Origin of the sequence: Streptomyces sp. NPDC001980 (assembly GCF_040296885.1) — a bacterium.
Lineage (GTDB): Bacteria > Actinomycetota > Actinomycetes > Streptomycetales > Streptomycetaceae > Streptomyces.
The window spans coordinates 35518-50999 of record NZ_JBEOYD010000002.1 but is presented as its reverse complement, the minus strand read 5'-3'; the positions used below and the strand labels follow the sequence as shown (position 1 = coordinate 50999).

The window sequence follows — 15482 nt, the reverse complement described above, 5'->3', positions numbered from 1 at the left end:
GGTGCAGATCAGCAGCCTCCCGGCTCAGGCCCCGGCTGCCGCCAACGTGACGGACTTGTACTCGACGTACTGGGCGAGCCCCACCGCTCCGTACTCGCGGCCGATGCCGCTGGCCTTGTGGCCGCCGAAGGGGCCGTCGAAGGAGATGGGTGCGCCGTTGACGGTGACCGTGCCGGTGCGCAGGCGGCGGGCGACTGCGAGGGCGTGGGTCTCGTCGGCGGACCACACGCCGCCCGAGAGGCCGTACTCGGAGTCGTTGGCGATCCGCACCGCGTGGTCCTCGTCGTCGTAGGGGATGACCACGAGGACGGGGCCGAAGATCTCCTCCTGGGCGATCCGCAGGGAGTTGTCGACGTCGGCGAACACGGTCGGGGTGACGTAGTTGCCGTTCTCCAGCCCTGGCGGGACCTGTGGGCCGCCGGTGACGAGCCGGGCGCCCTCCCTGATGCCGAGTTCGATGTAGTCGCGCACGCGCTGCTGCTGGTCCCGGCGGACCATCGGGCCGATGAAGGTGTCGGGGTCGGCCGGGTCGCCGACCTTGAGTGACTCCACGAGGTCCTTGAGCGCGGTGACGACCTCTTCGTACCGGCTGCGCGGCGCGAGGACGCGGGTCTGCGCGATGCAGGACTCGCCGTTGTTGAGGAGCGAGGCGAACTTCAGTCCCGGCACCGCCCGGTCGAGTTCCGCGTCCGGCAGGATGAGCGCGGCCGACTTGCCGCCCAGCTCCAGGCTGACCCGCTTCAGCTGCTCGCCCGCGATGGCGGCGATCCTGCGGCCGGCCCGGGTCGAGCCGGTGAACGCGATCTTGTCGATGTCGCGGTGCGAGACGAGGTACTCGCTGGTCTCCCGGTCGGCGGCGAGGACGCTGATCACGCCTTCCGGCAGCCCGGCCCGGTCCAGCAGCTCGGCGAGCAGCCCCATGCTCAGCGAGTTCTCCGGGGACACCTTCAGGACGACGGTGTTGCCGGCCAGCAGCGCGGGGATGATCTTCGCCATGGCGGCCGAGAACGGGGAGTTCCAGGGGATGACCGCGGCCACGACACCGACGGGCTCGCGGCGCACCACCGTCCGGACCGCCGAGCCGGATTCCAGCACCTCCTCCCAGCCGAACGCCTCCGCGGCCCTGAGGTAGGCCTCGGCCTGCCGGGTGAGCCCCGGCTGGCCGGCCCTGGTGAACCAGCGGGCCGAGCCGTTCTCGGCCGAGACGAGGTCGGCGATCCGCTCCGCGTCGGCCTCCCGCAGGGCGTTCAGCCGCCGTATGGCGGCGATCCGCTCCGCCGGTGCCGTCCGCGGCCAGGGGCCCTCGTCGAAGGCGGCCCGGGCGGCTGCCACGGCGCGGTCGACGTCGGCGGGCCGGGCCTGGGCGGCACGGCCGATGACCGCCTGGTCGTGCGGCGAACGGATGTCGAGGAGTTCCGGGTCGCTGGGCGCCGTCCACGAGCCCGCGATGTAGAGACGGTCGTAAGTGATCATGTGCCCTCTCCGGGGGATTGTGACGAACCGGTTCTGCTATCTGTCACTGCAATGTAGCACTTCTGTGAATGGTGGCCTCATGCACGTGCCAGAAGGTGAGACAGGTTCCACACCTCCGGATATGCTCTGGCGGGTGAGAGCCGACGCAGCACGCAATCTGGAAGCCGTTCTGACCACCGGAGCCCGCATGCTCGCCGTCGATCCGGGCGCGACCATCGCCGCGATCGCCGCCGAGGCCGGTGTCGACCGGCGCACCGTCTACCGGCGGTTCGCGTCCCGCGAGGAACTGCTGGCGGCGATCTACGAGGCGCGGTACGACGCGGTCGAGCGGGCCGTCGAGCACGCCAGGCTGCGGGAGGCCCCGGTCGCCGTGGCGCTGCACCGGTACGTCGAGGAGATCATCGGCGTCAATCGCACATGGCCCGTGGAGCTCACCCGGCTGCGGGCCGACGACGCGATCCGGGAGCGGCGCGACGCCCTGGTCCGTGAGGTGGACGACTTCCTGCGGCGGGCCACCGACGAGGGGCTGCTCCGCGACGACCTGCCGCCCGCCTGGGCGAGTTCACTGCTGCCGCAGCTCATGCATCTGGCGTCGCACCAGTTGCCCGAGCTCAACGCGGCCCAGGCCGCCGACACGGTCGTCGACACCTTCCTGCGGGGGCTCGGGGCGCGGTGATCGCCGCGGGGGTTGTGGCCGGCCCGTGCGTCTGATTGGGTACCGCGCGACAGAACAGGGGTGACCGGCGTGGATCAGGCGGCAGGGCAGGACGTTCGCGGGGCGCTGCCCGCAGGGCTCGGGCAGGCGATACGGCGGACCGCCGCCGACATCACGGCCGTACTCGACGGCGTCGCCGACACGAGTGGACCCGTACCGGGATCGCAGTGGACGGTCGGCGAGGCGGCGGCTCATCTGGCGCTGGCCAACGAGCTGATGGCCGACCTGGCTCTGGGGCGGGAACGGCCGTACGGGGACGGTACGCCGCAGAGCCTGGAGGCGGCCAACGCCGAGTCGCTGGCCGTGTTCGCGGAGCGCGGGGCGGCGCCGCTCGCGGCGATGATCACCAAGCAGGCGGAGCGGTGCGCCGACGCGCTGGCCGCGACGGCCGACGGTCCGGCGCCGGTGACTCCGCTCGGCCCTATGGACCGGTCCGTGCTCGCCTCCTATCTCCTCACCCACATGCTGGGCCACGGCTACGATCTCGCCCGTGCACTGCGCCGCCCGCACATGATCGACGCCGGACGGGTCGCGTGGTGCCTGCCGTTCCTGCTCTCGGTGATGCCGACCGTGGCGGACGGCACGGCCACCGCCGGTCTGACCGCCCGCTACACGATCCGGCTGCGCGGTGGCGGCGGTGCCTTCGGCGTCACGCTGGCCGACGGTGCCGTACAGGTGGATCCGGAACCACGGGACCACCCGGACTGCACGATCCTCATCGATCCGGTCGCCTTCCTGCTCATCGCCCTCGGCCGCCGCAACCCGTGGCTCGCCATGGCCGGGGGCCAGGTGTTCGCCTACGGACGCAAGCCCTGGCTCGGGCCGCGCTTCCCCGCCCTTTTCGTCGCCCCCTGAGACCGCCCCCGGCCGCCATCCACCGCCCTGACCTCGCGTCAGTCCGCCCAGCCTGACGCTCGTGCGGGACGCGATCGTGGCCCGGGCCGTCTCCGCCGCTGATCCGGCGCACTCCCAGGCACCACCCGTCCGGCCCACCCCCGCTCGGCCAGAAGAGGCGAGCGGGCGTGACCGGTGTGACCGTGGTGGAAGGTATGGGCGCGCGCACGGATCCGAGGAGGCTGCATGGCCGAGGGACTGGTCGACGGCAGAGCGCCCCGCACTGCCCTGGTGGACGGCTTCGGCCGCCCCGCGCCGACCTTCGAAGCGATGAGTGCAGTCGCCGACGCCGTGCTCTACGAGGGCTACCTCCTCTACCCCTATCGGCGGTCCTCGCCGAAGAATCGTGCCCGCTGGCAGTTCGGGGTCCTCTTCCCCCGTGACCGGGCGGAGGCCGACGGTCCGGTCAGACCGGGTGTGTCGGGTTCGGCGGACTCCTGGTACCAGCAGACGGAGTGCCTGCTGCGGGTGCACCGGCCGGATGCGGTCGTGCGGCTGCGGGTGCGGTATCTCCAGCTCCAGCACAAGCAGGTCGAGGACGCCGACGGACGGCCGGTCGAGTCGCTGAGCTGCGACGACGGGACCGTGCAGCTGACCTTCGAGGAGGCGGTGGCCCGCGAGGCCGAGTTCTCGGCCACGCTGGACGGGGCCGAGCACGGGTTTCCGGTGGGCTCGCCGGCCGGTACCGACACCGAGGAGCTGCCCTCCGGCGCCGGGCGGATCGTACGTCGCCGGGCGGAGGTGCGGGCGCGTACCGTCCTCGTGGCCGAGCCGCTCGGGGGAGACCTCTTCCGGCTCCGGGTGCGCACCACGAACGAAGGGCACCTGGGGGATCCGCACGCCCCGCGCGACCGGGCCCTGCGGCACGCGCTCATCGCCACCCACACCCTCCTCGGCGTCGAGGGCGCGGAGTTCGTCTCCCTGATCGACCCGGGCCACGCCCTCCAGGAGGCCGCCCGGAGCTGCCGCAACGACTTCACCTTCCCGGTGCTCGGCGGCGCGCCCCCCGCCGTCGCCCCCGAGGACGGCTCGGTCTCCGCCCTGCTGCTCTCCTCGCCGATCATCCTCCCCGACCATCCGCAGGTTGCGCCGGAGAGCCCCGGTGACCTGCACGACGCCGGTGAGATCGATGAGATCCTCACCCTGCGCACCATGCTGCTGACGGACGAGGAGAAGCGGGAGGCCCGGGCCACCGACCCGCGGGCCGCCGAGATCCTCGACCGGGTCGACACCATGCCGCCAGAGGTCTTCGAGCGCCTGCACGGCGCCATCCGCTCACTCAGCCCGGCCGGCGAAGCCATCGGCAGCGAAGGCTCCCGGGGCGAAGCCATCGGCAGCAGAGGCTCCCAGGGCGAAGCCCCCGTCGGCCAACGCTCCCTCGGCGCACCCCCCGTCGGCCCAGACTCCGTCGGCGAGGACTTCCTCGCCGAGCGTCCCGCCTGGTGGCAGGAGGGCGGCGACGACGGGCTGTCCCCGGCCACCGACACGGTCCTCGTCGACGGCGTGCGCGTCGGCGGCGGCAGCCCGGTGCGGCTGCGCCCGCGCGGCAGAGGCGCCGACGCCCAGGACATGTTCCTCGCCGGCCGGACCGCGACCGTGGCCGCCGTCTTCCACGACGTGGACGGCAGCACCCATCTCGCCGTCACCGTGGACGACGACCCGGCGGCCGAACTGCACGGCTGGTACGGCCGTTTCCACTACTTCCGGCCCGACGAAGTCGAGCCGCTCGGGGGCACCGACGTCCCGGATCCAGCGGCGGCTGCCGAGCCGTCCCCGGGACCCACTCCATCGGAGGCCTAGCGCATGAGCACCAGCAAGAACGGCACCACGGCCGTCGTCGGCGAAGCCGGCCGAGCCGACGGCGAGCACCAGGGGTTCGACGAGATCACCATCCTCTGGATCTCCGAGGGCATGAGCTGCGACGGCGACACCGTCTCGGTGACGGCCGCCGACCAGCCCTCCATCGAGGACCTGGTCCTGGGCCTGATCCCGGGGATGCCGAAGGTCAACCTGGTCAACAAGGTGCTCTCCCCGAGCCTGGGCGGCGAGGACTTCCTCGCGCCGTACCGGGCGGCCGCGCGGGGCGAACTGGAGCCGTTCATCCTCGTCATCGAGGGCTCCATCCCGAACCAGAACATCATCGAGGGCGACGGCTACTGGACGTCCTTCGGCAACGACCCGGAGACCGGTCAGCCGCAGACCCTCAACGACTGGATCGACGAACTGGCGCCCCGGGCCTGGGCGGTGGTGGCCGTCGGCACCTGCGCCACCTTCGGCGGCATCCACGCGATGGCCGGCAACCCGACCGGCGCCATGGGCCTCGCGGACTACCTCGGCTGGGACTTCACGTCCCAGGGCGGGCTGCCGGTGGTGAACATCCCGGGCTGCCCGGTCCAGCCGGAGAACTTCATGGAGACCCTGGTCTGGGTGCTCTACCACGCCGCCGGCACCGCTCCCCCGCCGCCGCTGGACCACATGCTGCGACCGCAGTGGCTGTTCGGGCGCACCGTCCACGAGGGCTGCGACCGGGGCTCGTACTACGAGCAGGCGTCCTTCGCGACGGACTACAACTCGCCCAAGTGCCTGGTCAAGACGGGCTGCTGGGGTCCGGTCGTGAACTGCAACGTGCCCAAGCGGGGCTGGATGGCCGGCATCGGCGGCTGTCCGAACGTCGGCGGCATCTGCATCGGCTGCACCATGCCGGGCTTCCCGGACGCGTTCATGCCGTTCATGGACGAGCCGCCCGGCGGCACCCTCTCCTCGCTCGCGATCAAGCCGTACGGGGCGGTCATCCGCAGGCTGCGCGGCTTCACCAACGAGCTGGTCAACCACGAGCCGAAGTGGCGCCACAACAAGCGCAAGCTCACCAGCGGCTACGCCCCGCGCTGGCGCCCCTGACACACCGGCACCCTCCCGACCCCCCACATCCCCCCACATCCCCCCACAGCAAAGGTCAGCGACGCCGATGACAACCGAGGCCCGGCAGAAAGGGCGCAAGCCCGCGCAGATCGTGGACATGTCCTGGGATCCGATCACCCGGATCATCGGAAACCTGGGCATCTACACGAAGATCGACTTCGCCAACCGGGAGGTGGTGGAGTGTCACAGCACCTCCTCCCTCTTCCGCGGCTACTCCGTCTTCATGAAGGGGAAGGACCCGCGCGACGCCGGGTTCATCACCTCCCGCATCTGCGGCATCTGCGGCGACAACCACACGACGTGCTCCGACTACGCCCAGCAGATGGCCTACGGCGTGAAGCCGCCGCCGCTCGCCGAGCACATCGTCAACCTCGGCGAAGCGGCCGAGTACATGTTCGACCACACGATCTTCCAGGACAACCTGGTCTTCGTGGACTTCTGCGAGCAGATGGTCAAGGCCACCAACCCGAGCGTCCTGGCCCGCGCGCAGAAGACCAACGCGCCGCGCGGTGACATCCACGGCTACCGGACCATCGCCGACATCATGAAGGCCTTCAACCCCTTCGAGGGCGAGGTCTACAAGGAGGCCCTGAAGGTCTCCCGGACGACCCGGGAGATGTTCTGCCTGATGGAAGGCCGGCACGTCCACCCCTCGACTCTCTATCCGGGCGGTGTCGGCACCATGCCGTCGCCGACCGCGTTCACCGACTACCTCAGCCGGCTGATGCACGTCATCGACTTCGTGAAGAAGGCCGTCGCCATGAACGACGACGTCTTCGACTTCTTCTACGAGGCGCTGCCCGGCTACGAGGAGGTCGGCAAGCGCCGTATCCTCCTGGGCTGCTGGGGCGCCTGGCAGGACCCGAAGGTCGTCGACTACAAGTACGAGAACATGGACCGCTGGGGCAAGGCGATGTACGTCACCCCGGGCATCGTGGTCGACGGCGAGCTGGTCACCAACAACCTGGTCGACATCAACCTGGGCCTCAGGATCATGCTGGGCAGCTCGTTCTACGAGGACTGGGTCAACGAGGACCCGTTCGTCACCCACGACCCGCTCGGCAACCCCGTCGACATGCGCCACCCGTGGAACCAGACCACCCTCCCGGTGCCGCAGAAGCGGGACTTCGAGGGCAACTACAGCTGGGTGATGAGCCCCCGCTGGTACGACCAGCGCACCGGCGACCATCTCGCCCTGGACACCGGCGGCGGCCCGCTGGCCCGGCTCTGGTCGACCGCGCTCAACGGCATCGTCGACACGCCGTACATCAAGGCCACCGGCACCAGCGTGCGCATCTCGCTGCCCAAGGGCGCGAGCCTGCCGGAGACCACGCTGGAGTGGAAGATCCCGAAGTGGTCGAACACCCTTGAGCGCGACCGTGCCCGGCCGTACTTCGTCGCCTACGCGGCCGCCATGGCGTTGCAGTTCCTGGACGAGGCGATGGGTCTGGTGCGGTCCGGCGACACCAAGGTGTTCGAGGACTTCGAGGTGCCGGACGAGGCGATCGGCTGCGGCTTCCACGAGGCCGTGCGCGGGGTCCTCTCGCACCACCTGGTGATCAAGGACAAGAAGATCGCCAACTACCACCCGTACCCACCGACCCCGTGGAACGCCAGCCCCCGCGACAAGTTCGGCACCCCCGGCCCGTACGAGGACGCCGTGATGGGCCAGCCGATCTTCGAGGAGAACGGTCCTGACGACTTCAAGGGCGTCGACATCATGCGCACGGTCCGCAGCTTCGACCCCTGTCTGCCGTGCGGTGTCCACATGTACACGGGCAAGGGCAAGACGCTGACCGTCACACACTCGCCGGTGTACGGGGCGAACCATGGCTGACGGACGGCTCGACGGCGCGGCGGTCGAGTCCCGGCTGGCCCGGCTCGACGGGTTGCTGGAGAGCCTGGAGTCCGCTCCGGGGCCGACCGGCGGCTCGGCCGTCGAGGCGGTACGACTGCTGACCGAGGTCTACGGCGAGGCACTCGCCCGCGTCCTCGACCACGCGGACCCGCCGCTGGCCGAGCGGCTCGCCGACGACGAGCTGCTCGACCACCTCATGGTCCTGCACGACATCCACCCCGACCCGCCCGAGCGCCGGGCCGCCCGTGCGGTCGAGCGGCTGCGCCCCGCCGTGCGGGAACGCGGCGGTGACGTCGAGTGGGCCGGTGTGGAGGGCGAGGTCGGCCGGGTGCGGCTGGCCACCGGCGGCGGTTGCGGCTCGGGGTGCGGCGGAGGTACCACGGAGGTGACCGACGCCGTCCGGGAGGCGGTGCTCGCCGCGGCCCCCGAGCTGGCCGACGTGCAGCCGGTGCCCGAGGCCCCGGCGCCCGCCTTCGTCCCCCTGGACTCCCTGCGCCGGCCGCAGGAGACCCGGTGACCACCCGGACACCCGCCGGCGGAGCCCTGGCCCGCCTCATCCGTTCCTCGGCCGACCGGCAGCCGGCGGCCGGGGCGGAGGTGTGCGACCTGTGCGCCGAGCCGCTGTCCGAGAACCATCCGCATCTGTACGACACCGGGCGGGCCGAGGTCCGCTGTGCCTGCCGGGCCTGCTCGGTGCTGTTCGCCGACACCCGGCAGGGCACCGGCGCGGGCGACGGACAGTTCCGGCTGATCCCCACCCGCCGGGTCCGCCTTCCGGAGGTCGACACCGCGGCGCTCGGGGTCCCGGTCGGCCTGGTCTTCTTCGTGCCGCGCGCCGACGGCACGGTCACCGCCGAGGGGCCGAGCCCGGCCGGGGCCATGCGCTGGGAGGTGGAGGCGTCGGCCTGGCAGCGGGCGGTCGCCGGCTGCCCGCCGCTGGCCGGCATGACCCCCGATGTCGAGGCGCTGCTGGTCAACACGGTGCACGGGCTGGACCACCACTGGATCGTCCCGGTCGACGACTGCTTCCGCATGCTCGCCGTCGTCCGCCGGGAGTGGCGCGGCCTGTCCGGCGGTGGCCGGATGTGGCCGGCCGTGGAGCGTTTCTTCGAGGAGCTCACCGAGCGGCCTTGAGGAACGGCAACACAGGAAGGAGAACCCCATGGGCAGCATCCGAGTCGGCCGAGCCCAGGCCCGGCCCGACACACCGTCCCACGTGCCCGGTCTGCACCAGGGCAACCGGGGGCCGAACACCGCCCAGACGGGACACCACCAGGACGGCACCGCCGACGCGCGGCGCTCGACCGGAATCCACTGGAAGCGGCACGACGTGCTGCTGGACATCATGCCGAACATCCCGCCCGCGTGACACAGAACCGTGACACAGAACAGGGAGTGCCCGCTGTGAAGATGCAACGCAAGAGAACCGGAACGGCGGCCCAGCGCGTGCTGGCCGCCGAGGTCGCCGTGGTGGGCGCGCTGCTCCTGGCGCTGTTCGTCACCGAGATCCCCAGCATGATGCGCGAGATGAGGATCTGGCGGATCGCCGGCGGACTGCGTGCCGGTCACCGGTATCCGTGAGCCGGCCGTGCACGAACTGTCGATCGCGACCGCGATCGTGGAGCAGGCCGACGAGTGGGCCCGGGCGGACGGCGCGGACCGCGTCTGCGCGGTGACCGTCCGGGTCGGCGAACTGTCCGGGGTCGTCCCCGACGCCCTGGACTTCGCCTTCGAGGTGGCGCGCGAGGGCACCGCCCTCGCCGCCGCCCGGCTCGTCGTCGAGCAGGTGACCGCACAGGCCTGGTGCGGGCCGTGCGCCGAGGAGTTCGCGGTGGGTATGCCGCCGTTCTTCTGGTGCCCGCGCTGCGACCGGCCCTCCACCGAGCTGCGCAGCGGCCGGGAGCTGGAGATCACCGCGGTCGAATGACCCCGCCGGTGCCCGGGACGGTCCAGGCACCGGCGGGGTCGTCGCCCTGTCTTCGGGAGATCCTGTCTTCCAGAGATCCTGCTTTCCAGTGATCCTGTCTTCCAGAGATGTCGTCAGCAGATGCGCGGCAGTTGCTCCCCGAGCGGGAGATCGACGACCCGGGTGCCGCCGAGTCCGGTCGCCACCACGACCATGCCGGGGTGTTCGGTCACGCATTCCCCGATCAGGGTCGCGCCGGCTCCCTGCGGATGGGCGCGCATCGCCTCCAGCACCGCGTCGGCGTCCGTCGGCGGGACGAAGGCCACGAGCCTGCCCTCGTTGGCGACGTAGAGCGGGTCCAGGCCGAGGAAACCGCAGGCGTTGGCGACCGCGTCCGGTACCGGCAGGGCGCGCTCGGCGAGCCGTACGCCCGTACCCGAGGCGCGGGCGATCTCGTTCAGGGAGGCGGCCAGGCCGCCGCGGGTCGGGTCGCGCAGGACGTGGACGTCCGGGGTGACGTCCAGCATGGTCGCGACCAGGTCGGCCAGCGGCGCGGTGTCGCTGGCGATCTCGACGCCGAACTCCAGCCCCTCGCGCACGCTGAGCACGGCGACACCGTGCAGGCCGATCGGCCCGCTGACGATGACGGCGTCGCCGGGCCGGGCCCGCTGCGGCCGGATGTCGACGCGCTCGGGGACCAGGCCGACGCCGGCGGTGGTGACGTACACCCCGTCCCCGTGGCCGCTCTCGACCACCTTGGTGTCGCCGGTGGCGATCGTGACACCGGCCGTCTCGGCCGCCGCGCCCATGGCCCGCGCGATGCGTTCGACGACCGACAGCGCGACGCCCTCCTCCAGGACGAAGGCGGCGGAGAGGTAGGCGGGCCGGGCGCCGCTCATCGCCAGGTCGTTGACGGTGCCGTTGACGGCGAGGTCGCCGAGGCAGCCGCCGGGGAAGAACAGCGGGCGTACGACGTAGGAGTCGGTGGAGAAGGCCAGGCGGGCGCCGCCGAGGTGGAGGACGGCGGAGTCGGTCATCCCGGCGAGGAGGGCGTTGCCGTAGGCGGGGGCGAAGATCTGCTCGATCAGTTCGGCGGAGAGGGCGCCGCCTCCGCCGTGGCCCATGACCACGACCGGCTGGTCGCGGATCGGCGCCGGGCAGCTCCAGTTCGCGGGGTCGACGACGGTCTGCTCAGCCAACGGGGTTCATCTCCTCGCGCGGGAGCGCCGGTTCGGACATCCGGCGGTAGAGGTAGTAGGCGGCGCAGGCGCCCTCGCTGGAGACCATGGTGGCGCCGAGCGGGGTGCGCGGGGTGCAGGTGGTGCCGAAGGCCGCGCAGTCGGTGGGCTTGATGAGCCCCTGCAGGACTTCGCCGGCGCGGCACTCGGCGGGTTCCTCGGTGCGGATGCCGGTGACGTCGAAGCGGTGCTCGGCGTCGAAGGCGCGGTAGGCCTCGCTCAGCCGCCAGCCGCTGCCGGGGATGCGGCCGATGCCCCGCCAGTTCCGGTCCGTGACCTCGAAGACCTCCTCGATCATGCGGATCGCGGCCGGGTTGCCGTCGGCGCGTACGGCACGGGCGTAGGCGTTCTCCACACGGTGCTCGCCGCGCTCCAGCTGGCCCACCGTGCGGCGGATGCCCTCCAGGATGTCGAGCGGTTCGAAGCCGGTGACGACGAGGGGGACCCGGTGCCGTTCGGCGAGTTCGGGGTACTCGGCCATGCCCATCACGCTGCACACGTGCCCGGCGGCCAGGAAGCCCTGCACCCGGCAGGCGGGGGCGGTCATGATGGCCTCGATGGCCGGGGGGACCCGGACGTGGGAGACCAGCAGGGTGAAGTTGGTCAGGCCGAGGCGCTTGGCCTGGTGGACGGCCATTGCGTTGGCGGGTGCGGTGGTCTCGAAGCCGATGGCGAAGAACACCACCTGCTTGTCGGGGTGGCGGCGGGCGAGCCGGAGCGCGTCGAGCGGTGAGTAGACCACGCGGACGTCACCGCCCTCGCCCTTGACCCGGAACAGGTCCCGGTCGGTGCCGGGGACACGGAGCATGTCGCCGAACGAGCAGAAGATCACGTCGGGGCGGGCGGCGATCTCCAGTGCCTTGTCGATGCACTCCAGCGGGGTGACGCAGACCGGGCAGCCCGGCCCGTGAATCAACTCGACCTCGTCCGGGAGGAGTTGGTCGATGCCGTGCCGGATGATGGAGTGGGTCTGGCCGCCGCACACCTCCATCAGGGCCCAGGGCCGGGTGACGGTGGCCCGGATCTCGTCCAGCAGCCGGCGCGCCAGCTTGGGGTCGTTGAACTCGTCGAGGTACTTCACCGGACCTCGCTCCCCTCGGTCGGCTGAGCCGCCTGCCGGGCCGCCTGCTGCCAGGCGTCGCCGAACTCCTCCTCCAGGAGGCCCAGTTCCTCGAAGAGCCTGAGGGAGGCCAGGGCCGACTCCTCGTCAAGGCGCTGCAGGGCGAAGCCCACGTGGACGATGACGTACTCCCCCACCTTCACGTCGGACACGTACTCGAGACACGCCTGCTTCTGCACACCGCCGAAGTCGATCAGGCCGGTGAGCGGATCGGCGGCGGCGTCGATGCTCACGACTCTGCCGGGCACTGCCAAACACATGGGTCACTCCGTCTCGTCGCTGACTGCCTTGCGTCGGTCGTCGTCGGGTCGTGGCCCGTGGGCCGCGACCATCAGTTGCCCGAGCGCCAGTCCGCCGTCGTTCGGCGGGACTTCGCCGTGCCGCAGGACCCTGAATCCGGCGCCGTGCAGCAGGTCCGCGCTCGCGTCCTCGAGGAGCGCGTTGGCGAACACGCCTCCGGTGAGGGCGACGGTGGTCAGTCCGGTGGCCCGGCGCGCGCCGCGGCAGAGGTCCAGGACGGCCTCGGCGACCCCGCGGTGGAAGCGGGCCGCGATCACCGGCACCGGGGCGCCGCGCCGCAGGTCGCCGATGATCGCGCGCAGGGCGGGAGCCGGGTCGAAGCGGTCACCGAAGGGGTACGCGGCCGTCTCCGCGCCCCAGGCCGCGCAGGCCTGCGCCTCCAGCTCCAGGGCGGCCTGGGCCTCGTACCCGGCGCGGTGGCACACACCCGCGAGGGACGACACGGCGTCGAAGAGGCGCCCCATGCTGGAGGTGGCCACGCAGCCGACCTGGCTCGGCAACTGCCGTTCCAGCAGCCGGAGTTCCTCGCGGGAGCAGGCGGCGACACTGGGCAGGTCGGCGTCCCAGGGCAGGCCGGCCGCCCACAGCCGGGCCAGTGCCGTCCGGCACGGGTTGGCGACGCCCGCGTCCCCGCCGGGCAGCGGGGCCGGGGCGAGGTGGGCGAGGCGCCGGTAGCGGGTGTAGTCGGCGAGGAGCACCTCACCGCCCCAGACGGAGCCGTCGTCGCCGTAGCCGGTGCCGTCGAAGGCGACGCCGATGACGGGTGTGCTGCCGTCGAGGCCGGCCTCGGCCATGGCGGAGGCGATGTGGGCGTGGTGGTGCTGGACGAACACCGGTTTGCCGAGACCGAGTCGGGTGGCCCGGCGGCGGGCCCAGGCGGCCGAGTGGTAACCCGGGTGGCGGTCGGCGGCGACGCACTCGGGGTGGATCCCGGTCAGCCGGCGCAGGTGCCGTTCCGCCTGGACGGCCGCCTCCAGGGTGGCCAGGTCGCCCATGTCGCCGATGTGCGGGCCGAACCAGGCCAGATCGCCCTCGCCGACGCACAGCGCGTTCTTCAGGTCGCCGCCCACCGCGAGCGCGGGCCGCACCGGGACCGGCAGGCGCAGCGGGCGCGGCGCGTAGCCGCGGGAGCGGCGCAGGACCTGCTCGGTGCCGTCGGCGCGGACCCGCAGCAGGGAGTCGTCGCACGGTGAGGAGATGGGCCGGTCGTGGGCGAGCCAGGCGTCGGCGAGTCCGAACAGCCGGGTCCGCGCCTCGTCGTCGTCCGTGACGATGGGCTCGCCCGAGCGGTTGCCGCTGGTCATGACCAGGACGCGGGGGCCGGGCGGGTCGCCGGGGAGGCCGAACAGGAGGGTGTGGACGGGCGTGTAGGGCAGCATGACGCCGAGGTGCGGGCTGCCGGGGCAGACGCCGGGCGCGAGCCGGGTGGCGGGGCGGGGGCGGAGGAGGACGATGGGCCGCTGGGGGCTGGTGAGCGCGGCCCGCTCGGCCGTTCCGACCTCGGCGATCCGCTCCGCCTCGGCGAGGTCCGCGCACATCACCGCGAACGGCTTCTCCCCGCGCGCCTTGCGGGTGCGGAGCGTGTCGACCGCCCGGGCACGGGAGGCGTCGCAGGCCAGGTGGTAGCCGCCGATGCCCTTCACGGCGACGATCCGCCCGGCGGCGAGCAGTTCTCGCGCCCGTGAGAGGGCATCACCGTCGCGAGCGGCTCTCACCCCACTGCCCGCGGCGGGCACCAGCCGCAGCCGTGGGCCGCAGCCCGGGCAGGCCACCGGCTGGGCATGGAAGCGGCGGTCGGCCGGGGCGTCGTACTCCCGGGTGCAGACGGGGCACATGGGGAAGCCGGACATGGTGGTGACCGCACGGTCGTACGGCATGCCGGTGGCGATGGTGAAGCGGGGCCCGCAGTGGGTGCAGGTGATGAAGGGGTGGCGGTGCCGGCGGTCGGCCGGATCGGCCAGTTCGCGCAGGCAGTCGGCGCAGGTGGCGGTGTCCGGCGGCAGGAGGGTGCGGCCCGGTGCCGATTGTTCGGTGGCGCGGATGGTGAAGCCGGGGTCCGCCCCGGTGGCCGGTACCTTCTCGACGGCCACGGCGGTCACGGTGGCCAGCGGCGGCGGCTCACCCGCGAGCCGCTCGCAGAACCGTTCGACGCCGGCCGCCGGTCCCTCGACCTCGATGAGCACGCCGCTCGCGGTGTTGCCGACGAACCCGGTGAGCGCCAGGTCGGCGGCCAGCCGGTGGACGTAGGGGCGGAAGCCCACGCCCTGCACGGTTCCGCGCACCGTGACGCGGCGGCGGACGGCCGCCGTCGTGGTGGGCGCGGTCACGAGGCGGTCGGGGCGTGGACGTGACCGTGCGGGTGCGGGGCGAGCGGGGGCTGGTGCGCGGGGTCGCCGTCCCGTACGGCGAGCACCCGGTCGAGGACCGTGTCGACGCCCTCGCCGGTGCGGGCGCAGGAGCGGACGATCTCCACCCCGGGGTTGACCCTCCGCACGTGTTCGGCGAAGGCGGTCTCGTCGAAGCCGGCCGGGCCGGCGAGGTCGGTCTTGGTGAGCACGACCAGGTGCGCGGAGCCGAAGGCGGTGGGGTACTTCGCGGGCTTGTCCTCGCCCTCGGTCACCGCCATCAGCACGATCCGCAGATGTTCGCCGAGGTCGTAGGAGGCCGGGCAGACCAGGTTGCCGACGTTCTCCACGAAGAGCAGCGCGGTGTCCGGCGGCAGCCAGCCCTCCAGATGGCCGCGGACCTGCCGGGCCTCCAGGTGGCACAGCCCGTCGGTCAGCAACTGCTTCACCGGTGCACCCGAACGGGCCAGGCGCTTCGCGTCGTTCTCGGTGGCGAGGTCGGCGGTGAAGGCGGCGACGGGCACGCCCCGCTCCCCGGCCCGGGCCAGCACCCGGCCGAGCAGCTCGGTCTTGCCGCTGCCGGGGCTGGAGAGCAGGTTCACCACGCCGACCCCGCGCGCGGCCAGGTCGCTGCGCAGGCTCGCGGCCAGGCCGTCGTTCCTGGCCAGGACGGCCCGGGTGACCTCCTCCGACTGACACATGAAAACTCCGCTC

At 72.4% G+C, this 15482-nt stretch carries 16 protein-coding genes; 10 read left to right on the top strand and 6 right to left on the bottom strand.

Features of this window, described 5'->3' with window-relative positions; all coding sequences use genetic code 11:
- Window positions 1-24: 24 nt before the first annotated feature.
- Window positions 25-1473, bottom strand: a complete 1449-nt coding sequence (locus ABT137_RS02615; protein WP_351701261.1) for an aldehyde dehydrogenase — start codon at window positions 1471-1473, stop codon at window positions 25-27.
- A 187-nt stretch (window positions 1474-1660) separates the two neighbouring features.
- Here ABT137_RS02615 and ABT137_RS02610 point away from each other — a divergent pair, with 187 nt between their 5' ends.
- The 10 genes from ABT137_RS02610 (at window position 1661) to hypA (ending at window position 9786) form a co-directional block, all read left to right on the top strand.
- Window positions 1661-2149, top strand: coding sequence for a TetR/AcrR family transcriptional regulator (locus tag ABT137_RS02610; RefSeq protein ID WP_351702333.1), 489 nt, complete (start codon window positions 1661-1663; stop codon window positions 2147-2149).
- Between the two features lie 69 nt (window positions 2150-2218).
- Window positions 2219-3043 (top strand): maleylpyruvate isomerase family mycothiol-dependent enzyme, encoded by an 825-nt coding sequence (locus tag ABT137_RS02605; RefSeq protein WP_351701258.1) that lies wholly within the window; start codon window positions 2219-2221, stop codon window positions 3041-3043.
- 225 nt (window positions 3044-3268) lie between these two features.
- Window positions 3269-4882 carry a hypothetical protein gene (locus ABT137_RS02600; RefSeq protein ID WP_502984461.1) on the top strand — a complete coding sequence of 538 codons (1614 nt, stop codon included), beginning with the start codon at window positions 3269-3271 and terminating at the stop codon, window positions 4880-4882.
- A 3-nt stretch (window positions 4883-4885) separates the two neighbouring features.
- On the top strand, window positions 4886-5980 hold the full coding sequence (locus tag ABT137_RS02595; RefSeq protein WP_502984460.1) for an NADH-quinone oxidoreductase subunit B family protein: 1095 nt from the start codon (window positions 4886-4888) through the stop codon (window positions 5978-5980).
- A 67-nt stretch (window positions 5981-6047) separates the two neighbouring features.
- The gene (locus ABT137_RS02590; RefSeq protein ID WP_351701255.1) at window positions 6048-7838 is read left to right on the top strand and encodes a nickel-dependent hydrogenase large subunit; all 1791 of its coding nucleotides are present in this window, start codon (window positions 6048-6050) and stop codon (window positions 7836-7838) included.
- Window positions 7831-8376 carry a NifU-related iron-sulfur-binding protein gene (locus tag ABT137_RS02585; protein WP_351701252.1) on the top strand — a complete coding sequence of 182 codons (546 nt, stop codon included), beginning with the start codon at window positions 7831-7833 and terminating at the stop codon, window positions 8374-8376. The genes ABT137_RS02590 and ABT137_RS02585 overlap by 8 nt, the downstream gene beginning before the upstream one ends.
- Window positions 8373-8993, top strand: coding sequence for a DUF5947 family protein (locus ABT137_RS02580; protein ID WP_351701250.1), 621 nt, complete (start codon window positions 8373-8375; stop codon window positions 8991-8993). Before ABT137_RS02585 ends, ABT137_RS02580 begins: the two co-directional genes overlap by 4 nt.
- A 28-nt stretch (window positions 8994-9021) precedes the next feature.
- On the top strand, window positions 9022-9228 hold the full coding sequence (locus ABT137_RS02575; RefSeq protein ID WP_351701247.1) for a hypothetical protein: 207 nt from the start codon (window positions 9022-9024) through the stop codon (window positions 9226-9228).
- 41 nt (window positions 9229-9269) lie between these two features.
- Window positions 9270-9440, top strand: a complete 171-nt coding sequence (locus tag ABT137_RS02570) for a hypothetical protein (RefSeq protein WP_351701244.1) — start codon at window positions 9270-9272, stop codon at window positions 9438-9440.
- Window positions 9441-9447: 7 nt separating this feature from the next.
- Window positions 9448-9786, top strand: coding sequence for a hydrogenase maturation nickel metallochaperone HypA (gene hypA, locus ABT137_RS02565; protein WP_351702325.1), 339 nt, complete (start codon window positions 9448-9450; stop codon window positions 9784-9786).
- 113 nt (window positions 9787-9899) lie between these two features.
- Here the strand turns inward: hypA and hypE are convergent, their stop codons facing one another.
- The 5 genes from hypE to hypB form a co-directional block, all read right to left on the bottom strand.
- A complete protein-coding gene (gene hypE, locus ABT137_RS02560; RefSeq protein ID WP_351702322.1) occupies window positions 9900-10889 on the bottom strand; it encodes a hydrogenase expression/formation protein HypE in 990 nt (329 codons plus the stop codon).
- A gap of 67 nt (window positions 10890-10956) precedes the next feature.
- Window positions 10957-12084 (bottom strand): hydrogenase formation protein HypD, encoded by a 1128-nt coding sequence (hypD, locus tag ABT137_RS02555; protein ID WP_351701242.1) that lies wholly within the window; start codon window positions 12082-12084, stop codon window positions 10957-10959.
- A complete protein-coding gene (locus ABT137_RS02550; protein WP_351701239.1) occupies window positions 12081-12383 on the bottom strand; it encodes a HypC/HybG/HupF family hydrogenase formation chaperone in 303 nt (100 codons plus the stop codon). Before ABT137_RS02550 ends, hypD begins: the two co-directional genes overlap by 4 nt.
- 3 nt (window positions 12384-12386) lie before the next feature.
- Window positions 12387-14750: a carbamoyltransferase HypF gene (gene hypF, locus ABT137_RS02545; protein WP_351701236.1), complete on the bottom strand. Its 2364-nt coding sequence runs from the start codon at window positions 14748-14750 to the stop codon at window positions 12387-12389.
- The gene (gene hypB, locus ABT137_RS02540; protein WP_351701233.1) at window positions 14747-15469 is read right to left on the bottom strand and encodes a hydrogenase nickel incorporation protein HypB; all 723 of its coding nucleotides are present in this window, start codon (window positions 15467-15469) and stop codon (window positions 14747-14749) included. Before hypB ends, hypF begins: the two co-directional genes overlap by 4 nt.
- Window positions 15470-15482 lie beyond the last annotated feature (13 nt).